The following is a 24,045-nucleotide window of genomic DNA, read 5'->3' as shown; positions in this document are numbered from 1 at the left end:
CGGCGAATGAGCGACAGATTTTTGTCACTCGGGTGATTCACCACCGTTACGTAGCGCTAGTGGGTCGGCGGATTGAACAGGGTTGGCAAGTGCTTGATAGCGCTGACAATTCACCTCAAACCGGGCCTGCGAAACGAACTGTCGAGGGTGCGAGCGTCGCCCCCGGCAACCCGATTGAGCCATGGGCTGCTTCGCGAACCTGTGCCGACGGTGGTCGGCAGCGGAGGATTTCACATGGCAGCGCTCATCGGTACGGTCACAAAAGTCATTGGTCAGGTGTTCGCTCAGGCGAGCGACGGCATCAAGCGTCCGTTGTTCGAAGGCGATCGTTTGTACGCTGGCGATCAACTGATCACCGGCGCGGAAGGCGCGGTGGCAGTGAAACTGCAAAACGGCGAGGAATTGACCCTCGGCCGGGGCAGCAGCATCACCATGACCGGGCAATTGCTGGCCGACCAGGCTGTGCCGGTGAACGTCGACGAAGCGCAGACCCCAAGCCAGGCGCAACTGACCGATGTCGAGCAGATCCAGAAAGCCATTGCCGCCGGTGAAGACCCAAGCAAAACTGCCGAAGCCACTGCGGCCGGCCCCAACGCGCCCACCGGCAATACCGGTGAACTGGGCGGCGGGCACAGTTTCGTTCTACTGACCGAAGTCGGTGGCCGGGTCGATCCGATCATCGGTTTCCCCACTGCCGGCTTCAATGGCATTCCCGAATTTCCCGAGTATCGTCGCGACGCGGACATCGATAATGGCGACGACACGCCAGCGCCGGTCGTGGTGCCACCGCCACCGGTGAACAATCCAATCATCCTCAACGGCCTCGACGCGGCGGGCGGCGAGCTGAACCTCAATGAAGCCAATCTGCCTGACGGTACAGCGGCCAATCCAGGCGCGCTGACGCAAAGTGGCAGCTTCACGGTCTCGGCAGCGGATGGTTTGAACAGCCTGAGCATCGGCGGCATCAACGTGATTGTTGGCGGCGTGCCGATCGGCTTTCCCCAGTCGATCACCACGCAACTGGGCAACACCCTGACCATCACCGGTTACAACGCGGCGACCGGCACGGTCAGCTACAGCTACACCCTCAACGGCAACGAAACCCACGCGGCCGGCGATGGCGTGAACAATCTCAGCGAACAGTTCACCGTGATCGCCACCGACAGCAATGGCGACAGCGCCACTGGCACGCTGGACGTGAATATCACCGACGACGTACCCAAAGCGTTTGACGACGCCAACGGCATTGCCTCGGAAACCTTGCTGACCCTTACCGGCAACGTGCTTACCAACGACGTGCAAGGTGCCGACCGCGTACCGACAGGCCCGGTTACGCCCGGCACGTTCACCGGTACTTACGGCACCTTGGTTCTGAACGCCGACGGCACCTACACCTACACGCTCAATACCAGCGATGCCGATTTCAAAGCCTTGACCGGCGGCGGTAACGGCACAGAGACCTTCGCCTACACCATCACCGATGCCGACGGCGATAGCAGCAGCGCCAATCTGGTTCTGCAGATCCACAACAACGACGATCCAGTCATCATTGATGGCCTGAACGTCGCCGGTGGCGAGCTGACGATCTACGAAAAAAACCTCAGCGACGGCAGCGCCCCTGACGCTGGCGCACTGACGCAAAACGGCACGTTCACCATCACTGCACTGGACGGCGTCACCACGCTGACCGTCGGCGGCATCGCCGTGGTCACCAATGGCGTCGCCGCAGGCTTCCCGCAATCGATCACCACACCACTGGGCAGCACGCTGACCATCACCGGTTTCAACGCTGCAACCGGCGTAGTCAGTTACAGCTACACCCTGGCCGACAACGAAGCGCATCCGAACGCCAACGGCGCGAATAATCTGCCTGAGCAGTTCGCGGTCACGGTCGTTGATGACAACGGCACTACCGCCACCGGCACTCTCGATGTGAACATCGTCGACGACTTGCCGAACGCCAACGACGACTCCAACGGTACGGCGTCAGAAAGCCAACTGACGCTGACTGGCAATGTCCTCACCAACGACATACAAGGCGCCGACCGCGTACCCACCGGTCCAGTCACGGCCGGTACATTTACTGGTACTTACGGCACCTTGGTTCTAAACGCCGACGGCACTTACACCTACACCCTGAACACCAGCGATGCCGATTTCAAAGCCTTGACCGGCGGCGGTAACGGCACAGAGACCTTCGCCTACACCATCACTGATGCCGACGGCGATTCCAGCACTGCCAATCTGGTTCTGCAGATCCACAACAACGACGATCCAGTAATCATCGATGGCCTGAACGTCGCCGGTGGCGAGTTGACGGTTTACGAGAAAAATCTCGGCGACGGCAGCGCCCCGGACACTGGCGCGCTGACGCAGAACGGCACCTTCACCATCACTGCACTGGACGGCGTCACCACGCTGACTGTCGGTGGAATTGCCGTGGTGACCAACGGCGTCGCCGCAGGCTTCCCGCAATCGATCACCACGCCACTGGGCAGCACGCTGACCATCACCGGTTTCAACGCTGCAACCGGCGTAGTCAGTTACAGCTACACCCTGGCCGACAACGAAGCGCATCCGAACGCCAACGGCGCGAATAATCTGCCTGAGCAGTTCGCAGTCACGGTGGTCGATGACAACGGCACGACGGCCACCGGCACCCTCGACGTAAACATCGTCGACGACCTGCCGAAAGCCAACGACGACAGCAACGGTACCGCCTCGGAAAGCCAACTGACCCTGACCGGCAACGTCCTGACCAACGACGTGCAAGGTGCCGACCGCGTACCCACCGGTCCAGTCACGCCGGGCACTTTCACTGGTACTTTCGGTACATTGGTTCTGAACGCCGACGGCACTTACACCTACACCCTGAATACCAGCGATGCCGATTTCAAAGCCTTGACCGGTGGCGGTAACGGCACCGAAACGTTCACCTACATGATCACCGATGCCGACGGCGATACCAGCACTGCCAATCTCGTACTGAATATCCACAACAATGACGATCCGGTGCTGCTCAACGGCCTCGACGTCAACGGTGGCGAACTCACCGTCTACGAAAAAAATCTCAGCGACGGCACCAGCCCCAACACCCCAGCGCTGACCCAGAACGGCACTTTTACCGTCAGCGCTCTCGATGGTCTGCAGACCCTCACGGTTGGCGGCATCGCGGTGATCACCAACGGCGTGGCCGCAGGTTTCCCGCAATCGGTGATCACACCCCTGGGCAGCATCTTGACCATCACCGGTTATGACCCGGCGACCGGCGTAGTCAGTTACAGCTACACCCTGGCCGACAACGAAGCCCATCCAACCGCCAACGGCGCCAACAGCCTCACCGAGAACTTCGACGTCGTCGCGACGGACACCGATGGCAGTACCGCCAGCGGCCAGATCAACGTCAACATCGTCGATGATTTGCCGACCGCGCATGCGGATGCGGCTTCGGTGGCGGAGGGCGGTACCGTCAGCGGTAACGTACTCAACAACGATGTCGGCGGCGCGGATGGCCCGGCGGTTACCGGCGCAGTGGTCGGCGTGCGTGTCGGTGCCGACACTTCGACGTCGGCCATCGGCGGGCTCAATTCGCAGATCAACGGCACCTACGGCTACCTCACGCTTGATGCCAACGGCAACGCTGTTTATCACAGCAATCCGAACGCGGTGAACGGCCCGGGCGCGGTGGATGTGTTCACCTACACCGTGCGCGATGCCGACGGTGACGAAAGCACCACGACCATCACCATCGATGTCTACAACAGCTGCCTGAAAGCGGTCAGCGACACCGATGTCACCGTCTACGAAAAAGCCCTCGACCTGAACCAGGATGGCCAGGATCTGGCAGCGGGCAGCGTGGTCGGCAGCGATCCGAACAGCACTGGCGAAACCGCTTCCGGCACCCTGGTCGGCTCGGTCACTGGTGCGGTCGGCGCGATCAGCTATGCACTGGTCGGCAGCGCCACCGGTAATTACGGGCAGATCGTCCTCAATGCCAATGGCACTTATACCTACACCCTGACTTCGCCAGCGACCACCACGCCGCATGCTGACGACGGCGCCAACAGCCTGAGCGAAACCTTCACCTATCAGGCCACCGATTCGCTGGGCAATGTCGTCACCAGCACGATCGTTGTGAGCATCGTCGATGACGTGCCGAAGGCGCTGAATGACAGCAATGCCGACAACGCGACCGAAGCCCAGGTGACCCTGACCGGCAACGTCCTCGACAACGATGTGCAAGGCGCCGACCGCGTCGCCAGCGGTTCGGTGACCGCCGGTACTTTCACTGGCACTTACGGCACGCTGGTGCTCAACGCCAACGGCACTTACACCTACACGCTGGACGCCAATGACGCCGACTTCAAAAACCTCCAGGGCGGCGGCAACGGCACGGAAACCTTCGCCTACACCATCACCGATGCCGACGGCGACACCAGCACCGCCAACCTGGTGCTGAACATCCACAACAATGACGATCCGGTGTGCCTCGACGGCCTCAACGTGAAGGGCGGCGAAATCACTGTTTACGAGAAAAACCTCAGCGACGGCAGCAACCCCGACACCTCGGCGCTGACCCAGAGCGGCAGCTTCACCGTGACCGCCCTCGATGGCCTGCAAACCCTCACGGTCGGCGGCATCGCCGTAATCAGCAATGGCGTCGCCGCCGGTTTGCCGCAATCGGTGGTCTCGCCACTGGGCAGCACCTTCACCATCACCGGTTACGATCCGGCCACCGGCGTGGTCAGTTACAGCTACACCCTGGTCGACAACGAAGCTCATCCGAACGCCAACGGTGCCAACAGCCTCAGCGAGAGCTTCGACGTGGTCGCCACTGATACCGATGGCAGTACCGCCAGCGGTCAGATCAACGTCAATATCGTCGACGATTTGCCGACTGCCAACGCCGATACCGGCTCGGTAGCGGAGGGCGGCACGGTCAATGTCAGTGTGCTCGGCAATGACCTCAGCGGCGCCGATGGTGCCGCAACGGTGGTCGGCGTGCGCGCCGGCAGCAACACCGCGACATCAGCCAGCGGCGGGCTCAACAGCAACATCAACGGCAACTACGGCTACCTGACCCTCGACGCGGCGGGCAATGCGGTTTACCACAGCAACCCGAACTCGGTGAGCCCGCCGGGCGCGACCGACACGTTCACCTACACCATCCGTGACAGCGATGGCGATGAAAGCACCACGACGCTGACCATCAACGTCGCCGACAGCAAACTGGTCGCCTCGGTCGATCAGGATGTGACGGTCTATGAAAAAGCCCTCGACCTGAACAAGGATGGCCAGGATCTCGCCCCCGGCACAGTCACCGGCAGCGAACCGGGCAATACCGGTGAAACCGCCAGCGGCACGCTGGTCGGTTCGGTCAGTGGCGGCAGCGGCGCGATCACTTACACCCTGGTCGGCAACGCCACCGGTAGCTACGGGCAACTGCTGCTCAACGCTGACGGCACCTACACCTACACGCTGACCTCGGCGCCGAAAACCGCGCCGAACGCCAACGACGGGCCGAACACCCTCAGCGAAACGTTCACCTACAAAGCCACCGATGCACTGGGCAACAGCACCACCAGCACCCTCGTGGTCAACATCGTCGACGACATACCGAAAGCCGTTGCCTCGGATCGCTCGGTAACCGCAGTGGAGATCGATTCGAACATTCTCATCGTCCTCGACATCTCCGGCAGTATGGCTGATGCCTCCGGCGTGCCGGGCCTGTCGCGGCTGGCACTGGCCAAGCAGGCCATTGGTGCCTTGCTCGACAAGTACGATGATCTGGGCGATGTGAAAGTGCAGCTGGTGACGTTCAGCAGCAATGCCGCCGACCGCACCACCGTGTGGGTGGATGTCGCCACCGCCAAGACACTCCTCGCCGGTCTCAACGCTGGCGGCGGCACCAACTACGATGCTGCCGTAGCAGTGATGCAGACCGCGTTCAACACCTCCGGCAAACTCACCGGGGCACAGAACGTCGGCTACTTCTTCTCTGACGGCAAGCCCAACGAGGGCGACATCGGCACGGCTGACGAAGCCGCGCTGAAAAACTTCCTCGACGCCAACAACATCAAGAACTACGCCATTGGTCTGGGCAGTGGCGTGAGCAACGCCAACCTCGATCCGCTGGCCTACGATGGCATCAACCACACCAATACCAATGCGGTGGTGGTCACCGATCTCAATCAGCTCAACTCGGTATTGTCCGGCACCGTGCAGGGCGCGCCGGTCACCGGTTCGCTGCTGGGCGAGGGCGGTTCGTTCGGCGCCGATGGCGGTTTCATCAAGTCGATCGTGGTCGACGGCACCACCTACACCTACGATCCGAAAGCCCTCAGTGGCCAGGGTTCGTTGACCGCGAGCGGCGGCGCCAATCACGGCACCTTCAATACCGCCAACAACAGCGTCAGCATTGCCACCAACAACAGCGGCACGCTGGTGGTCAATCTTGATACCGGCGAATACAGCTACACCTCGCAGAAAACCACCGCAGTGGTGATCACCGAAAACATCGGCTTCACCGTCAGCGACAACGACGGCGATCTGGCCAGCTCCACCCTGACGGTGAAAGTGATCCCCAACGCGCCACCGGTAGCGATGGACGACCACGTCATCACCAACGTGCTGTCAGGCAACATCGTGGTGCCGGGCGAGCTGTTGCTGGCCAATGACACCGATCCGAACGGCGACACCCTCAACGCCACACCCACCAGTTTCAATACCGGTTGGGTGTCGAAAGCGGCGGACTTCACCGGCAGCGGCCTGATCGGCTTCACTGGGCAGACCAATAACGCAGCCAACCAGAATCTGGCCAATGTGCGCAGCGCCTTCAGCGCCAATGCCGCGACCATGACCGCCGTGCTGGTGGTCAGCGGTTATCTGGGCATGGTGAGCAACAGCAATGCCAACGATGAAGACCGCATTACCGTCAATCTGCGTCAGGGCGAAACCCTCAATCTGGATCACAATCTGGGTGCCGGTAAGATCAGCATGGAGTATTCGCTCAATGGCGGTGCCTGGATGGCGCTGGCGGACGGCCAGACCCTCAGCGCCTCGGCGGACGGCGTCTACCAGATTCACATCACCAACATTGGTAATGGTGGCGGCAACCCGAACGCGGCGGAAAACTACCAACTGACCATGACCCTCAACTACGCCGCGGCCCACGACATCACGCCGGACTACCACGGCACTTACGCCGCCAACGACAACCACGGCGGCAGCGACACGGCCAACGTCAGCATCAGCTATCAGGACGGCCACACCCTGACCGGCACTGCTGGCGACGATGTGTTGGTGGCGGGCAGCGGCAACAACGTGATCAATGCCGGCGACGGCAACGACGTACTCACGGCAGGCTCCGGCAATAACGAAATGCACGGCGACGCTGGCAACGACTTGCTCTATAGCGGCGCGGGCAACGATCTGCTCGACGGCGGCACTGGCAGCGACACCGCCAGCTACGCCCACGCCACAGCCGCCGTCACCGTCGACCTCGGCCTGCTGGGTGCGCAGAACACCCTCGGCGCCGGTACTGACACGTTGACCGGCATCGAAAACCTGCTCGGCTCGAACTTCAACGACAGCCTCACCGGCGACGGCAACAACAACGTGATCAACGGTGGCCTCGGCAACGACTTCCTCAATGGCGGCGCTGGCGATGACTTGCTGATCGGTGGCATGGGCAACAATACGCTGACGGGCGGGGCAGGGGCGGACACCTTCCAGTGGCTCAAGGGCAACAGCGGCCACGACCTGATCACCGACTTCACCCCCGGTACCGACAGGCTCGATCTGTCGCAACTGCTGCAAGGCGAAAACGCCAGTACCGCGTCGCTGGACGACTATCTGCACTTCACCGTCAGCGGCAGCGGCGCCTCGGTGATGACCAGCATCGACGTCAGCGCCATGGCCGGCGCCGCGCCGAGCCAGACCATCGACCTGGCCGGCGTCAACCTCGCTAGCCACTACGGCGTGACACCGGGCGCAGGCGGCATGATTGCCAGCGGTCACGACACAGCGACGATCATCAGCGGCATGCTCAATGATCATTCGTTGAAGGTGGATACGGTTTGAGCTGAGGTCTGAAATGACAAAACCCGCCGCCCCGGTTGATTCGGGACGGTGGGTTTTGTCTGTCTGTAGAGACGTGTTGTCTTTAAGTCAGCCTTCGCGAGCAGGCTCGCTCCCACAGGGGAGAGCGGTGAAACTGTGGGAGCGAGCCTGCTCGCGAAGAGGCCGGTTTATCCGTAAATGGGATAGATACACCATGGAGCCCATCGGGCGTTCAGGTCCGAATGGCAATAAATTCCGCCGTTGGCATGTCCATATATCGCTCGCAGGTTGCCAGGACAACCGCTTTCATCACACATCCTGTAGATCCCTCCAGCGGCTATTGGCCAATAAGGATCGGGACCATATACAACTTGCATGGCGTGCAGTGCTCTGCTCATCGGTTCTGCGCCCGGAATGCTGTATCGCCAGTTGAGCGCCTCTTGGTGTGTCATGCCGTAGCCGCCGATAGCCAACTGATAAACATTCGTCACACTGACGTAATAGGAAAATGAGCTGAATCGGTCCTGTACGGTAATGTACGTATTGCCGTTACGTATGCCCGTGACTTTCCCGTTGCCGTCGACATAAGCCACGTTCGGATTACTGCTTCTGTAGGTGATCGGGTGGACGCCTGTAGACGGGACGGCGGCGCGGATTTGGGTATTGTTTGGAAAATCTGCACTGTGAGTGTGGCGCCATGCATAAACTCTCAGTCCTGACAGGGCCATGGCGCTGTTGTTGACTTGCAGCGCTTTGCGCAGCGTAAACGAGCGTAAAGGAGAGAGAAGACCGTCGCCATAGAGTGCTCGAATCTGCACGACTGTCAGTACATCGACAACGAGCCCCTTCAATAGCGTTGAAAATTTCCCGTCCTTGTCTGTGGTCAATGTCTCTATCGACTTGCCATTCACCAGAACTTCAACCTGCTGTTCTACGCTCGCAGTTCCCTCGACCGTGACATTCGGATCAACCGTCAGGTCGCTATGCGGAATCTCCCTGTTCTGCGAGTCCTTAATCAGTGTGATGACCGGCTGCAACTCAACCAGAGATTCGATCTGATAGGTCTGGTGGGGAAATTCCACTGGATTGCCGCGCAACCCCAGGCGCACGGAAAATATCAATGTCGCCGTACTGCCGCTTTTGAGATTTTTCAACACTTCCAGCGTCGGCGTTGACAGTTCCCGTATCAGCCCGGCGCTGGTGACGCTCGCCTCCGCGTTCATGATGACGTGGCGAACAGGGATGTCTTTGCTGTCGATGCCGATCAGCACCAGCGTCATGCTCTGGCCCGGCCGTTGTCCGTGCCAGAGGTTGACCGCCAATTTGTCTGCGCTGGTCAGTTTTTTTACGTCCAGGATTGCGTTATCAATGCCAATGATTCGCGGTCTCGGAAACCTGGGATCCTGATCAGCGATCAGTTTGAAAGAAATCTCAGTTTCCGGAGAAGATCCGATTTTCTTGCCGTCCTGATTCAGGTTGAATTTGAATCGCACGGTTTCACCGTGAAGCGCCACAATGAGGCGCCTGTCGAACGGAAAGCGGGCTTGTTTGGCCGAATCCAGATCTACCAGCGGGAAGCGATCAAATCCCAAGGGCAGTGGTGTGCACACCAGGCGAACCTTCTCGGTCTTGGCATCGAGATATTCCACCAGCATGCTCGGCAGCGCTGCCAAGGGATCAAGCGGATTAGTGAAAGGCGATACCAGTGAGGGCGGCGTGAGGACAAGCTCCTTGGGATCGCCGATCTTCAACTGCGCGATATCGGAAAAGACTTCACTTTCGCCGGGATTGGTGATGGTGGCCTGCACGGCCAGTCTCGCGCTGGCGTAGGGCTTGATGTACTCGTTCTCGGCCTCGAAAACGATGGGCTTCGAAGGATCCGTTACAAGCTGTCCCCAAGTAAACCGTACCAACTTGCCGTTGATGTCTGTGGTCTGCCAATGCAGCTTGACCTCTGCCCCTTGTTTCAAGGGCCAGAAACTGGCGACATTTATAAAGGCTTTGGCAGTGTCGACTGCCAGCTCACCTTCCACCAGTGGGGTGACCTCCGGTGCTCCCAGTGGCAAGGATTTACCCGCAACGGTGACGTCAGCAGGTTTGGAAAGTTTGGACTGACCTGCTCTGGTCAGAATATAAGTTGCCCGTAAACTTCCACCTATCACATTTTGAATGCGGAAATTTTCCACGGGAAAGTTCAGTGTCTTGCTGTCTACGGTCACCGTTAAAGAATAGGTATGAGTGACTGGCACGTTGGTTCGGGTGAATCCTTCCAGTGTCAGGGCGATCACATCGTTGATCGCAAAACTGCCCGTCAGGAGAATGTTCGTCGGGCCGCCTGCAAGCCAGTCATGGTGTATTACGTCGTCGGCATCGGACTGCTCGAAAATCGGCGCGGTCAGCAGAGTTATTACGGGCTTGAACGGCAGAATGAGCGGTTCCGAAAAACCACTGGAGTTCTCGACAATGTCATAAACGCTCCAGCGCACCACCAGATTGCTGGTTTGTTGCAATTTGCCGAGCAAGTCAGGCGTCAGCTTGAAAACGATGTCGGCCGAGTCGTCGGTCACGACGAAGTCCAGCCGCAGCGAACCAAATGTCAGCACGACCGTATCGCCGATCTGCTGATTGAAGTAATGCTTGACCGTGACTTCCATGCCCTCTTTGATGACGTTCTGATCGACGATACTTTCCGATGCGATTGGCAGCTTGAGCCCTGATTGGAAGGCTTGCCGCCGTCAATGTCCGCTTCGCCCGGAGCGGGATGTTTGAACCAGAGTTGTGAGTGTGGCGATTCCCCCGGGTTGCCGCTCAGTCTCGTGACTTTAATCCAGCAATCCAGCCTGACGTCGGTAAACGGCAGGAATTTCTCCTCGAGGGTTTCAGCTGTAATGTCAAAAAGTACGGTTTTAGGGGTCTTTCCATCGGCCTCAAAATCGTCCTCTGTAAGGGCGAAATCAATCACGGACGAAGGGGTGGTGACATCGGGTCTATCGAGGAAGACTTCGATACGGTCACCGAGGGCTTGAGACAGATATGCCGGGAGACTGAAGCCCAATCCGTTAATGTTCTGAGCAATCATGGCGATGTTGATACCGTAGCTCTGGTCAGTTTGCAGCTTGTACAGGAGTGGTTGCGGCGGATAGAGGGCCAGCACACCGATACCGGAACGCGGCGCAGGAGGGAATATCAGGTATTGTGAGCTGGTCATGAATTTTCGCCTTCCATACGGGGCGCTTACCTGGGCTGTCAGCGCCGATACGGAAGAATTAAGCATGCGACGTTAAAGCGCGCACCTGTCAACTCTGACAGGTGCGGACTGATATCGGATGAACGGTTGTGCCGCCGACGGTGGAGCAATCAGCGTTTTTTCAAGGTCTTCTGCCGCACAATATAAACCGTCACCAACACCGCACTGGTCAGCATGAACCCACGCGCCCAAACCAACGGCACCAGATAACACGAGAACAGAATGCTCACCCACATCAGGCCGATCGCGTAGACCTTGCCTTTGAGCGGGATGCCGTTGCCTTCGAGGTAGTCGCGAATCCATGGCCCCAGCCGTGGATGTTCGACCAGCCAGCGATAGAAGCGCGGAGAGCTGCGCGCGAAGCAGGCCGCGGCGAGCAGGAGGAAGGGGGTGGTGGGCAGGACCGGCAGGAAGATGCCGATCACCCCCAATGCGACGCTGAGCCAGCCGATGGCCAGCAGGACGTAGCGCAACATCAGGGGGCGGTTGCCTATGGGGTTGTCCATAGGCCGGTTCTTAGTGATGACGAGGCTTGAGGATCGCCGGTTTTTCGTCGGGGGCCTGGCACAGCAGATACAGCGCGGTCAGGGCTTCCGGGATCTGAACGATCATGTCGTCCATCAGGTTGGCGTCCTTGGCGATGTCTTCGAACTCAGGCTGCTCGTCGAACAGGCCGGAACCGACCATGATCGGCAGGAGCATTTCGCTGACTTCTTCTTCGGCGGTTTCGAACCAGGCCGCTTCACGCAGGAACACGCCTTCCATGAAACCGATGCACCAGCCGCGCAGTTCGGAATCGTCCGGCTCTTCGCCCAGATCCAGTTCGCACGGCAATTCGAATTCTTCATCCGAGGCCAGTTGGCGAGCGATGTGTGCTTTGAGGCCGATCAGTGTGGCTTCGATTTCGGCACGCTGGGCTTCGTCGGCGTAATGTGGCTCTTCGGCGAACAGCGCGTCGATCCACTCGCGCTCCGGAACGTCTTCGGAGCAGATAGACAGCGCGGTCAGGTAACCGTGGGCGGCGACGTAATCCAGCGCCTCGTCGTGCAGCTCGTCGGCATCGAGGAAGACTTGCAGGCGGGTCAGTTGCTCAGCGAAGGACATTACGGGGCTACCTTGGGGAATAAACAATGCGGGAATTCTAGGCTTTCTTGCGCGCTCTAGCCAGCCGCTTGGCAGATTTGCCCGAATTACCGGCCTCACTGGAAAGATGAATAACCCTGTGGGAGCGAGCCTGCTCGCGAAGGCGGTGTATCAGGCACTTTGGCATCGACTGACAGGTCGCTTTCGCGAGCAGGCTCGCTCCCACAGGGTTTTGTGTGTGGCAGGTTTATCAGGTGTCTTCTCAGCGGCACCCTGTGCGGCGAAGGCCTCGGGTATACTGCCGCGTTTTGCGATCCCTGCCGGCGCTGCGCTGGTCATGCAATGTGTTCTTACGTTTTGTTTAAGCAGCCGAGGCTGCTCTGAACCAGCCTGAGCAGGGATGTATCGGTAGATTTTTGGAGTTTTTATGCTCGAACAGGCTCAACGCGTCCTCAAGGACATCTTCGGCTACGACAGTTTCCGTGGCCGTCAGGGTGCGATCATTGAGCGCGTGGCCAGCGGCGGTGATGCGCTGGTGCTGATGCCTACCGGTGGCGGCAAGTCGTTGTGCTTCCAGGTGCCGGCACTGTTGCGCGAGGGCCTGGCGGTGGTCGTTTCGCCGTTGATCGCGCTGATGGACGATCAGGTCGCCACCCTTGAAGAACTGGGCGTCGCCGCCGCTGCGCTGAACTCCACGCTGAGTGCCGAGCAGCAGCGTGATCTCGCCCTGCGGATCAAGCGCGGCGAAGTGAAAATGCTCTATCTCGCGCCCGAGCGTCTGGTGCAGCCACGCATGCTGGCGTTCCTGCAAAGCCTGGAAATCGCCCTGTTCGCCATCGACGAAGCGCATTGCGTATCGCAATGGGGCCACGATTTCCGTCGCGAATACCTGCAACTGGGTCAATTGGCCGAGCTGTTCCCCAACGTTCCGCGCATTGCCCTCACCGCGACCGCCGACAAGCGCACCCGCGAAGAAATTGTCGATCGCCTGCACCTGCAGAACGCCGAGCGCTTTCTGTCGAGTTTCGACCGCCCGAACATCTTCTATCGCATCGTGCCCAAGGAGCAGCCGCGCAAACAGTTGCTGGCGTTCCTCGCCGAGCGGCGCAGCGATGCCGGCATCGTTTACTGCCTGTCGCGCAAGAAGGTCGAAGAAGTTGCGGCGTTCCTCAGCGAGCAGGGCTTCCCGGCGCTGCCGTATCACGCCGGTCTGCCCAACGATCTGCGCGCTTATCACCAGAAGCGCTTCCTCAACGAGGAAGGCCTGATCATGGTCGCCACCGTGGCGTTCGGCATGGGCATCGACAAGCCCAACGTACGTTTTGTCGCGCACCTCGATCTGCCGAAATCTCTCGAGGCGTATTACCAGGAAACCGGGCGCGGCGGCCGTGACGGGCTGCCGGCGGATGCGTGGATGGCCTACGGTCTGCAAGACGTGGTGATGCTCAAGCAGATGCTGCAGAACTCCGAAGGCGACGAGCGGCACAAGCGTCTGGAGCAGCACAAGCTCGACGCGATGCTCTCGCTGTGCGAAGAAACCCGCTGCCGCCGGCAGGCGTTGCTGGCCTATTTCGATGAAGACATGCCTGAGCCGTGCGGGCACTGCGACAACTGTGTCGACGGCGTGCAGACCTGGGACGCCACCGAACCTGCTCGTCAGGCCTTGTCGGCGATTTTCCGCACCGGCCAGCGCTATGGCGTCGGTCATCTGGTCGACGTGTTGCTGGGCAAGGACAACGAAAAGGTGCGCAGCTTCGGCCATCAGCATTTGTCGGTGTTCGGTGTTGGCAAGGCATTAAGCGAGAGCGAGTGGCGCTCGCTGTTCCGCCAGTTGGTGGCGCGTGGGTTGGCCGATGTCGATCACGAGGGTTATGGCGGTCTGCGTCTTAATGACAGTTGCCGGCCGCTGCTCAAAGGCGAAGTGAAACTGGAACTGCGCCGTGACCTGAAACCGCAAGTCACTGCCAAAACGGGCAGCAAGAGCCAGGCCAGCCAACTGGTGCGCGGCGAGGAACGCGAACAGTGGGAAGCCTTGCGCGCACTGCGGCGCAAATTGGCCGAAGAACACGGCGTGCCGCCCTACGTCATCTTCCCCGACTCGACGTTGTTGGAAATGCTCCGCAGCCAGCCGACGTCTCTGGCGGAAATGGCCCGGGTCAGCGGCGTCGGCGCACGCAAGCTGGAGCGCTATGGCGAAGCCTTCCTCGAAGTGCTCGGCGGCGAGGCGGAGGCGCCGAAGGTGGTCGCCGATGTCCGTCACGAGCTGATCACCCTGGCCCGCGCCGGCATGACCCCGCTGCAGATCGCCGGGCAGTTGCAGTGCTCGGAGAAGAACGTCTACGCCATGCTCGCCGAAGCCATCGGCAAGCAGCAGTTGTCGCTGGAGCAGGCGCTGGATTTGCCTGAGGAATTGATGGGCGAAGTGCAGGACGCGTTTCTCGATGGCGAGGGCGAGTTGCCGTCCGTCGCCGAAGTCGCCGAGTTGTTCGCCGGACGTGTTCCTGAAGGCGTGCTTTATTGTGTGCGGGCGGCGTTGCAGTCTGAATTCGAGATGTAATCTGGCCGTTCCCTAACCCCAGCCCTCTCCCACAGGGAGAGGGAGCCGACCGCGGTGTCTGGCGGCAGACTCGACCTGCAAAACCGAGTCGATTATGGATTCAGCGAGCGCTGTCGGGTCGGCGAATTTTCAAAGCATCCCCCGCTCAGTTCCCTCTCCCTCTGGGAGAGGGCTAGGGTGAGGGGCTTTTGATCTTCGCGCAGTTGTAACGATTCAGTACAGAGCCACTCTTGCCTATAACTGCCGCCCATGCTTAGCTGACTAATAATTAGATTTTCCGTATTTTCAGTCTAACCGTGAGTGTTTTATGCCGTTAACCGATCAACATCGCTTTGGTATGCAACTGGCCCAGATGTCCCGTGGCTGGCGTGCCGAACTGGATCGTCGCCTCGCCGGGCTGGGCCTGTCGCAGGCGCGCTGGCTGGTGCTGCTGCATCTGGCGCGTTTTGAAGAGGCGCCGACCCAACGCGAACTGGCCCAGAGTGTCGGCGTCGAAGGCCCGACCCTGGCACGCTTGCTCGATAGTCTGGAGAACCAGGGACTGGTGCAACGCCAGTCCGTGATGGAAGACCGCCGGGCGAAAAAAATCGTGCTCTGTGCACCTGCCTTGCCCCTGATCGAACAAATCGAAACCATTGCCACGCAACTGCGTCACGAACTGTTCGAAGGTGTCGACGAGGCGGATCTGAAGGTGTGCATGCGCGTGCACGGGCACATTCTGGCCAACCTGGAAAAATCTTGAGGCACATCCCGACAGCGATTTTTTGAGAGATCGCGCTGAGCGGACTATAAGAACTACTGGGCAATATCGTGTTCGTACCGGATGTGCGAACGCATAGAAACCGGTTTTGCTTATTTAAGGGATGCTCATGCTCGCAAGTCGGCACGTGCTGCGCGGGGGCGCCAAATGGCTGCTGCTCGCTGGCGTATTCAGCTATTCGACCTGGTCGATGGCGTTGGGGTTGGGCGAAATCACTGTTCACTCAGCCCTCAATCAGCCGTTCAAGGCCGACATCGCGCTGGTCGATGTCGGTACGTTGACGCAAAACGATCTCTCGGCCAGCCTGGCTTCGGCGGATGAGTTCGGCCGGGCGGGCGTCGAGCGGGTGTTCTTTCTCAATGACCTCAAGTTCACTCCGATCCTGCGCGGCAGCCGCCAGATGATCCGGGTGACGTCCGGCAAACCGGTCAACGAACCTTTCCTGAATTTCCTCGTGCAGCTCGATCAACCCAACGGCCGTCTGCTGCGCGAGTACACGGTGTTGATCGATCCGCCGGGTTCGCCGGGCATCGTGCCCGCCACCGACGAGCCGGATCCGCGCCCGCAATCTTCTGAGTTTCCAACCGTCGAACCGGTTACCGCACCGCCCCAGGCTGCCCAAGGCAAACGCCCTGCGACGCCTGTGCCGCCAACGCCGGCGCCGCCTGCCAATGATGCGCAGGCCGAGCAACTGGCCGCCAGCGTGCTGCTCACCCAGCAACTGCAAAAGACCCTCGACGAACAGAACCTCAGGCTGCAAGATCAGCAAGTGCAAATAGCCGACGGCAAGAAGCAGATTGAAGATTTGCAAACCCGCTTGGCCGAGGTGCAGAAAGCACCGCCACCGCCCGTGGTCGCTCCGGTTCCGGCCGCTGTTTCAGCCCCGGTCGAGGCGGCAGACGATGGCGTGAACTGGCCGCTGCTCGGCGGACTTCTATTGCTGCTGGGCGTGCTGGCTGCGTTGCTCATACGTCGCCGTCAGCAAGGTTCGACCGCAGATGGCACGCCGATGCCGCTATTGCCTGTGAGCGCCGAAGACAACGTTGATGAGCCTGAACTTCAACAATCTGTCGGTGCGCACGCGGCCACCGATCATCGCGACGAACCCGGTGCCGGCGATGTGCTGGAGGCCGTGGGCATCTATCTGGCCTACGGCCGGCTCAGCGAAGCCGCCGGGCTGCTGCGCGATGCCTTGCACAAGGAACCTGAACGCACCGATCTCGGTTTGCAGTTGCTGGAGGTTCTTGGGCGCCAGGGTGACAGCGCCGCTTACGAACAGCATGAAAACCGCCTGCGTGCGCTTGGCGTCGATGAGCGCGAACTGATTGAAATCCGCGCTCGCCATCCAAAACTGGCAGGCGCCGCACCGGCGGCATTTGCAGCAACGCCAATCGCGACTGAGCTGCCCGTGGCCACGGCAGCGACCGCAGCCGCGCCGCTTGCATCGTCGCCCGGCGCTCTCGAGGATGATTTCGAATTGAATCTGGGCGAGCTGTCGATGGATTCAAATTGGGATCTGAACGACAGCCGCACCGATTCCGCCGCACCGCCAATCGATGATCCAGAGCTGGGCACTAGCCTGTCAGTGCTGCCTGTCGATTTTGACCTGCCACAGGCTGCATCTGCCGAAGAAGCCGAACTCGAATGGATCCCCGAACCCGACGCCCAACCCCTCGACGATGACTTTCTCAATGAGTTCGGCGATCCCGAGCCGTCGCTGGTGCTGGAACCTTTGGATCTGCAACCACCCGAGTCCACCGACATCGAGTCCGCCGGCAAGCTCGAACAGGCACAAACCTGCATCGACGATGGCGACATCGACAGTGCGATCGCGCTGCTCAATGAATTGCTCAGGGAAGGGGATGAGCCGTTGAAGCAGACGGCAAGGACGTTGTTGGCGGGGATTCGCTGAGCGCCGACGTATTTCGTGTTCATCCGAGACCGCTTTCGCGAGCAGGCTCGCTCCCACAATGGAATGCGCTCTCCCTGTGGGAGCGAGCCTGCTCGCGAAGGCGTCAGATCGGCCAACACCGTCTCAGGTCAGAACGTCTGCCCCAGATTCAGATAAACCGCCTGCTCATCCGCATCATTCAACCCATACGTGAAGTTCAACGGCCCCAGTGGCGTGTCGAAGCCGATAAACACACTCGCGGCGTTGATGTAGCCGCTGTCGAACTCATTGTCATTGTTCCACGCCCGACCGCGCTCCAGCGAGGCGCCGGCGTACAGCGGGAAGTCCAGCGGCAGGTACGAGCGCGGCGTCAGGCGGCGGTAGTACACGGCGCGCATCAGGCTGACATTCTGCCCGGACAGCGCATCCTCACGGAATCCTGACAACTGCCGCGCGCCGCCGAGCAGGAAGCTCGATGTCACCACATTGGCATCGTCCAGCGTCCGGCCGTAGCGCCCGCCGAGTATCAGCGTATCCGGCCCGTGGCTCATGGCCTTGTCGAAATTCAATTCCCACTGGCGATAGCGATTGTCTGAACCCAGGCCCGGTTCGAACTGGGCAAACGTCAGGCTGACGTCCTTGCCCTCGTGCGGAAAGTAGACGTTGTCCAGCGAGTCGTAGGAATACTTCACGGTATAGAAGCCTTCGTTGAAGCTTTCACTCGGCAGATCCTGATCGCCGATGCGTACGTCAGCCTTGCCCCAGGCCTGGCCGACGCCGAGTCGCACTTCACCATTGTTGCCGATCTGCCGGCCGAGGTTGAGGCCGAAGCCGTAACGCTCGACGCGATACTGCGCGATCGGATCGTTATCCAGCACCGAGTCAACGTTCTGCGCCTCGAACGACCCGTAGGGCGCGACGAAGTAACGCGAGCCGACGTCCAGCGGCTGATAGAACTCGCTGTACAGCTCCTGCTTGTCGCCGATCTGCGCGCGGGTCAGCCATTCCGCACCGAGGCGGTTGATGCCGTTGACGCGATAACTGGCACCAAGGTTGAAAGCACTGTCGCCGCGCATGTCGTCCGACAGATTGAGGCCTACCCGCAAGTAATCGGTGCCGCTGCGCTTGCCGCTGGCACTGATGACCAAGGTGTGATCCTGGCCTTTGTGCACCACGCGGTAACGCACTTGATCGAAGTAATCGAGGCCGTACAGCGTGCCCATGTCCGAATGCAGGCGGCCCAGGTCCAGCGGCGCGCCGATCGGTTGGCGGATGTAATAGCGAATCACGTCATCGTCGACCTTCGAGTCATTTTCGACGCGGATCCCGGTGATGATCGGCGTGCGCTGGCCCGGCTGACGGGCGGCGTTCAGTTCCGCGTCCTGGGTTTGAGTCGGCTTGAGTTGCGCCAGCCGCGCATCGAGGATCCGCGTGGCGCGGTAACCGGCGTCGATCATCTCCTGAGCCTTGCCGAAATCGGTCACGCCGAACGCGGCCAGCGCAGGCTGGATCAACACGTCATTGGCATGCAGAGTCGCCAGTTGTTCTTCGGAGTTGCGCCGGGTCATCAAGGTGATCGACTGATTGAGCACATCGACTACTGTGGTCAGTTGCTTGCGATTGCGCAGAGGTGTGCCGATATCGACGACGATGGCGATGTCGACGCCCATCTCCCGCGCGACATCCAGCGGGATGTTGTCGGTCATGCCACCGTCCACCAGCAGGCGCCCATCGAGCTCGACCGGGGCGAACACCGCCGGGATCGACATGCTCGCGCGGATCACTTGCGGCAGGTGGCCTTTGCGAAACACCACTTTTTCGCCATTGGCGATGTCGGTGGTCACGGCCCGAAACGGGATCGGCAGTTTGTCGAAGTCGCGGGTGTCGCTGGTGTGCGCCAACAGGCTTTCCAGCAACAGTGCGAGGTTCTGGCCCTGAATCACCCCCAATGGCAGGCCGAGACTGCCGTCGTCGCGGAAGCTGAGTTTCTGCTTCACCAGAAAATCGCGGTCGTCCTGCTTGCGTCGAAATGGCACGTCCTCACGCGGCGGCGCGTCGGACAGCGCCGCTTGCCAGTCGATGCTCAGGGCGAGTTTTTCCAGCTCGTCGATCTTATAGCCCGAGGCGTACAGGCCGCCGACTACCGCGCCCATGCTGGTGCCAGCAATCGCGTCGATCCTGATGCCTTGTTCTTCCAGCGCCTTGAGCACGCCGATGTGCGCCAGCCCGCGCGCAGCGCCGCCGGACAGCACCAGGCCGACTTTCGGTCGTGGCGCTTCACTGGCGTGAACCAGCAGGGGAAGGAAACCAAGCAGCAGGCAGAACAGCAAACGGCGCATTGTGAGTCTCGGGGCAAGCGGTAAAGCCGGCTATTATAGCGGCGCCCTCTGTCTCAGGAGTTTCAGCGATCATGACCGTCGCCAAAGCCGAAGTTGTCATCACTTATTGCACTCAATGCCAGTGGCTGCTGCGCGCGGCGTGGCTGGCTCAGGAACTGCTCAGCACCTTCGCTGACGACTTGGGCAAAGTGTCGTTGGTGCCGGGCACCGGTGGGGTGTTTCATATCACTTGTGCGGGTGTGCAGATCTGGGAGCGCAAGACCGACGGTGGTTTCCCTGAGGCCAAGGTATTGAAGCAGCGAGTGCGCGATCAGATCGATCCTGACCGCGACCTCGGCCACAACGACCGCACTCAGTGAGAGGCGGCCTCGGCGGCGACGGTTGTCTTGTCGCTGCCGCCTGACATCCGCGCCGACACCACAATCGCGACGATGATCAACGCGCCACCGATGAGCATCCGCAGGGTCGGGGTTTCACTGAACAGCAGCCAGGCGAGGGTGATGCCGTAGACCGGCTCCATGGCGAACACCACTGCCGCCGTGCGTGCCTTGATCACCGCCAGACTGGCGACGAACAGGCTGTGCGCCACGCCCGTGCAGAACACTCCGAGCAGGGCGATCCACAACCAGTCCAGCGCTCGGACCTGACTCAACTGCGGCGCCGCGACCGGCAACAGACACAACGCCACGACGACGTTCTGGCACAACGCTGCCTGCACCGCCGGGATGCGCCCGGAACTGGCGCGGTTGGTCAGCGACAGCAGGGAAAACAGCAGGCCGGACAACACTGCCCAAAGCAAGCCGACGGTCGCGCCACTGCCCAGATCGAATGCGGGCGTCACCAGCACCAGACCGATGCTGACCAATACCACCAGGACGATTTCATTGGCACGGATGCGTTCGCGGAAGATCAGTCCTTCGAGAATTACCGTGAACGCCGGGAAACTGGCAAAGCCCAAGGTGGCGATGGCCACCCCGGCGATCTTCACCGATACGAAAAAACTCACCCAGTGCCCAGCCAGTAACACGCCGCTGAGGGCGAGGCGCCGCCAGTCCACGGCCTGAAGTTTCTGCCAACCATGCTGGCTGAAGAAACGGGCGAAAAATGCCAGTGCGAGCACGGCGAAAGCCGCACGTCCAAATACGATCACAGCAGGGGATGCGGCAGCGAGTTTGCCGAACACACCGGTCAGGCCAAACATCAAAGCGCCAATATGCAGAGCGCCCAGGGCGGTACGCGGAGTCATTGCATTCCTTTTTTCAGGTTCAACTTCATGGGGCCATTGAACCGCGTCTCGGCCTGCAAGTCTGTCGGCAGGCTATCGTCTTTTGTCGTAGGAATCGCGCCGGAGATGTCCGGGCGACGAGCCGAACTCACGTAGGACTGCGGCCGAGAACGCACTTTGCGAGCTGTAACCGACGCGACTGGCTACTTCACCAATCGGTAATGCAGTGTCGCGCAGCAGTTGCACCGCGAGATGCAGGCGTCGACTGCGGATGTAATCCATCGGCGTCTGTCCGCATTCGGCCATGAACCGAGCGTGCAGGCGCGCACTGGACAACCCGGCCACGCGCGCCAGGTCGGCCACTTGCAGCGGATAGCCGGCGTATTGCTCGATGTGCGCATCCAGCGCGGCGTAGGGCAAGCGACGCGCGCGGAGTTCGGCAGGTTGCGCGTGATTGAGACTGGCCAGCAGCAACACTGCGCCTTGCTGCGCGATCAACGGATCGCTGACCGGACTGTTCGCCAGCCAGCTGACCAATTGACTCTGCCCCGAGTCCAGCGACAGCCGCCCCGGATGATCGAGCAAGCGCCGACTGGCCTCGGCATGCGCGCCCAGCGAGTCCTGCACCCATTGCCCTTCAGGGATGTCGAGCACCAGGCAGCTGCTGCCTTGGGGACTGTCGCAGGCATGATGAGCGCCGGACGGAACCACCACAACACTCTGCTGACGCACTTGGCTGCCACAGCCCTCGACCTCGAAATCCAGCGCACCGGACAGCCCGAACACCAACTGCGCGTGCTCGTGGCTGTGCACAATCAAGTCGTGGGTGTACTGACGCAGGGTGAGGATCGGTCGCATGGCAGGTTGTCTCCGAAGTGGCCCTCAGTCTACACCGCCGTACGCCGGATGCGCTGTCACACGACTGACTCACGCTTGTCACGGTCGATTAACCGGGCGCGCGCAAGCTGGCGAAAACATCGCAGAGGGTTGCCCATGACCAGCGCCGAGCTCGCCCGACCCAGTCGCAAACAACGGGTGCGAACCCTGTGGATCTCCGATGTGCACCTGGGCACCCGGGATTGCCAGGCCGAGCACTTGTCGCAATTTCTCAAGGGCTACCACGCCGACAAGGTCTATCTGGTCGGCGACATCATCGACGGCTGGAAACTGCGCAGCGGCATGTACTGGCCGCAAGCCCACACCAACGTCATCCGCCGATTGCTGACCATGAGCAAGCGCGGCACCGAGGTGATTTACGTCACCGGCAACCATGACGAATTCCTGCGGCGCTATTCGAAACTGATTCTGGGCAATATCCAGTTGGTCGACGAGGCGGTGCACGTTACGGCGGACGGTCGGCATTTGCTGGTGATTCACGGCGATCAGTTCGACGTGATCACCCGCTATCACCGCTGGCTGGCGTTTCTCGGCGACTCCGCCTACGAATTCACCCTGACCCTCAACCGCTGGCTCAATCACTGGCGCGCCCGCTATGGCTACGGTTACTGGTCGCTGTCGGCGTACCTGAAACACAAGGTCAAGACCGCCGTCAGTTTCATCAGCGACTTTGAAGAAGCCATCGCCCACGAGTGCGTGAAGCGCGAACTGCATGGCGTGGTTTGCGGGCATATACACCATGCCGAGATTCGTAAGGTGGGGGAGGTGGACTACCTCAATTGTGGCGACTGGGTCGAATCGTGCACCGCGTTGATCGAGCATTGGGACGGCACGATCGAGTTGTATCGGCTGGCGGATGCCCAGGCGCGGGAGGCGCAATTGAAAGCTGCCAAAGTTGCCGAGCTCGCCTGAGCGAAAGATCACCCTGTGGGAGCGAGCCTGCTCGCGAAGGCGTAGTGTCAGACAAAGCTTATGTGCCTGATACAGCGCTTTCGCGAGCAGGCTCGCTCCCACATGTGTTCTCAGGCCGGGCTGTGTTCTTGCATCGCGGCTTTGTAGATCGAGTTCTTCGGCTGCGCAAACAGCCTTTCCATCATTGGCTCGAAGAAACTCAGCGGCAGCGTGTCGTACGCCGGATCAAACGCCGCCGCGTCGTATTTGGCGCAGAATTCGGCCGTGGCGTGGAACTGCGGATGATCCTTGAATTGCTCGCGCAAGTGCCGGTCCATGCCCAGGTGATGAAAGAAGTAATAGCCCTGAAAGATGCCGTGCTTCTCCACCATCCACAGATTTTCCGCACTCACGAACGGCTTGAGAATCGCTGCGGCGATGTCCGGATGGTTGTACGAACCGAGGGTGTCGCCAATGTCGTGCAACAGCGCGCAGACCACGTATTCCTCGTCACGCCCGTCGCGAAAGGCGCGGGTCGCAGTTTGCAACGAGTGGGTCAGGCGATCCACCGGGAAACCGCCGAAGTCGCCCTCAAGCAGCTTCAGATGCGCGAGGATCCTCGACGGCAGTTGTCTGGCATAGGCACTGAAGTCGGCGGCGATGATCGCCCAGTCTTCCTCGGTGCCATCCTTCATATGGGTGAAGCGAGCATGGGCATTCATGGGCAGACCCTCATTCAGAACGCCACGCGACCGAGAATCATGTCGCGGTACATGACGAAATCGCCGAGCAGGCTGTACAGCGGATGCTGAAACGTCGCCGGGCGGTTTTTCTCGAAAAAGAAATGGCCGATCCAGGCAAAGCTGTAACCCGCCACAGGCAGGGCCAGCAACAGCAGCCAGGCGCTTTTGGCGATGCTCAGGGCGAGAATGAATATGACCAGAGAAGTGCCGATGAAATGCAAACGACGGCAGGTGCTGTTGCTGTGTTCGGCCAGGTAATACGGATAGAACTCGGCGAAGCTGTTGAACTGCTTGATGTTTTCCACGACCGCGCTCTCTGTGGTGATTGTTCTGGCGACAAGTTGTTCGGCG

The 24,045-nt window shown here is 60.4% G+C and carries 15 protein-coding genes; 6 read left to right on the top strand and 9 right to left on the bottom strand.

The window, feature by feature from the left end; translation table 11 throughout:
- The first annotated feature begins 234 nt into the window (after nucleotides 1-234).
- Nucleotides 235-8,082, top strand: a complete 7,848-nt coding sequence (locus ACV8MC_RS26000) for a retention module-containing protein (RefSeq protein WP_457264028.1) — start codon at nucleotides 235-237, stop codon at nucleotides 8,080-8,082.
- A gap of 167 nt (nucleotides 8,083-8,249) precedes the next feature.
- On the opposite strand, the gene ACV8MC_RS25995 is transcribed toward ACV8MC_RS26000, so the two are convergent.
- The 4 genes from ACV8MC_RS25995 to ACV8MC_RS25980 form a co-directional block, all read right to left on the bottom strand.
- The gene (locus ACV8MC_RS25995; protein ID WP_457264026.1) at nucleotides 8,250-10,715 is read right to left on the bottom strand and encodes an Ig-like domain-containing protein; all 2,466 of its coding nucleotides are present in this window, start codon (nucleotides 10,713-10,715) and stop codon (nucleotides 8,250-8,252) included.
- Complete coding sequence (locus ACV8MC_RS25990; RefSeq protein ID WP_457264024.1) at nucleotides 10,658-11,269, bottom strand: hypothetical protein; 612 nt, start codon at nucleotides 11,267-11,269, stop codon at nucleotides 10,658-10,660. Before ACV8MC_RS25990 ends, ACV8MC_RS25995 begins: the two co-directional genes overlap by 58 nt.
- A gap of 149 nt (nucleotides 11,270-11,418) precedes the next feature.
- Nucleotides 11,419-11,814 (bottom strand): YbaN family protein, encoded by a 396-nt coding sequence (locus tag ACV8MC_RS25985; protein WP_056783699.1) that lies wholly within the window; start codon nucleotides 11,812-11,814, stop codon nucleotides 11,419-11,421.
- 10 nt (nucleotides 11,815-11,824) lie between these two features.
- Nucleotides 11,825-12,412, bottom strand: a complete 588-nt coding sequence (locus ACV8MC_RS25980) for a UPF0149 family protein (protein WP_101158594.1) — start codon at nucleotides 12,410-12,412, stop codon at nucleotides 11,825-11,827.
- 406 nt (nucleotides 12,413-12,818) lie between these two features.
- Between ACV8MC_RS25980 and recQ the strand changes: the two genes are divergently transcribed.
- The 3 genes from recQ to ACV8MC_RS25965 all read left to right on the top strand — a co-directional run bounded on the left by recQ (nucleotide 12,819) and on the right by ACV8MC_RS25965 (nucleotide 17,620).
- On the top strand, nucleotides 12,819-14,948 hold the full coding sequence (recQ, locus tag ACV8MC_RS25975; protein ID WP_024012058.1) for a DNA helicase RecQ: 2,130 nt from the start codon (nucleotides 12,819-12,821) through the stop codon (nucleotides 14,946-14,948).
- 307 nt (nucleotides 14,949-15,255) lie between these two features.
- Entirely contained in the window at nucleotides 15,256-15,690 is a 435-nt protein-coding gene (locus tag ACV8MC_RS25970; protein ID WP_016771142.1) for a MarR family transcriptional regulator, read from the top strand.
- Nucleotides 15,691-15,817: 127 nt separating this feature from the next.
- A complete protein-coding gene (locus tag ACV8MC_RS25965) occupies nucleotides 15,818-17,620 on the top strand; it encodes a FimV/HubP family polar landmark protein (protein WP_457264021.1) in 1,803 nt (600 codons plus the stop codon).
- A gap of 128 nt (nucleotides 17,621-17,748) precedes the next feature.
- On the opposite strand, the gene ACV8MC_RS25960 is transcribed toward ACV8MC_RS25965, so the two are convergent.
- Complete coding sequence (locus ACV8MC_RS25960; protein ID WP_150742435.1) at nucleotides 17,749-19,938, bottom strand: patatin-like phospholipase family protein; 2,190 nt, start codon at nucleotides 19,936-19,938, stop codon at nucleotides 17,749-17,751.
- 71 nt (nucleotides 19,939-20,009) lie between these two features.
- Here ACV8MC_RS25960 and ACV8MC_RS25955 point away from each other — a divergent pair, with 71 nt between their 5' ends.
- Nucleotides 20,010-20,297, top strand: coding sequence for a SelT/SelW/SelH family protein (locus ACV8MC_RS25955; RefSeq protein ID WP_076566525.1), 288 nt, complete (start codon nucleotides 20,010-20,012; stop codon nucleotides 20,295-20,297).
- On the opposite strand, the gene ACV8MC_RS25950 is transcribed toward ACV8MC_RS25955, so the two are convergent.
- Both ACV8MC_RS25950 and ACV8MC_RS25945 read right to left on the bottom strand, forming a co-directional pair.
- On the bottom strand, nucleotides 20,291-21,184 hold the full coding sequence (locus ACV8MC_RS25950; RefSeq protein WP_041478977.1) for a DMT family transporter: 894 nt from the start codon (nucleotides 21,182-21,184) through the stop codon (nucleotides 20,291-20,293). The genes ACV8MC_RS25955 and ACV8MC_RS25950 overlap by 7 nt on opposite strands.
- A gap of 72 nt (nucleotides 21,185-21,256) precedes the next feature.
- Nucleotides 21,257-22,021, bottom strand: coding sequence for an AraC family transcriptional regulator (locus ACV8MC_RS25945; protein WP_256809370.1), 765 nt, complete (start codon nucleotides 22,019-22,021; stop codon nucleotides 21,257-21,259).
- 135 nt (nucleotides 22,022-22,156) lie between these two features.
- On the opposite strand from ACV8MC_RS25945, the gene ACV8MC_RS25940 reads away from it, so the two are divergent.
- Complete coding sequence (locus ACV8MC_RS25940) at nucleotides 22,157-22,972, top strand: UDP-2,3-diacylglucosamine diphosphatase (protein WP_095180691.1); 816 nt, start codon at nucleotides 22,157-22,159, stop codon at nucleotides 22,970-22,972.
- A gap of 110 nt (nucleotides 22,973-23,082) precedes the next feature.
- On the opposite strand, the gene ACV8MC_RS25935 is transcribed toward ACV8MC_RS25940, so the two are convergent.
- Both ACV8MC_RS25935 and ACV8MC_RS25930 read right to left on the bottom strand, forming a co-directional pair.
- Nucleotides 23,083-23,673 carry an HD domain-containing protein gene (locus ACV8MC_RS25935; RefSeq protein WP_056783723.1) on the bottom strand — a complete coding sequence of 197 codons (591 nt, stop codon included), beginning with the start codon at nucleotides 23,671-23,673 and terminating at the stop codon, nucleotides 23,083-23,085.
- Nucleotides 23,674-23,687: 14 nt separating this feature from the next.
- Complete coding sequence (locus tag ACV8MC_RS25930; protein ID WP_041478979.1) at nucleotides 23,688-23,999, bottom strand: DUF962 domain-containing protein; 312 nt, start codon at nucleotides 23,997-23,999, stop codon at nucleotides 23,688-23,690.
- Between the last annotated feature and the right edge of the window lie 46 nt (nucleotides 24,000-24,045).

This window comes from Pseudomonas sp. PK-RTE-24 (genome assembly GCF_054052265.1).
The sequence above is the reverse complement of the archived record's forward strand: the minus strand, read 5'-3'. Positions and strand labels throughout refer to the sequence as shown.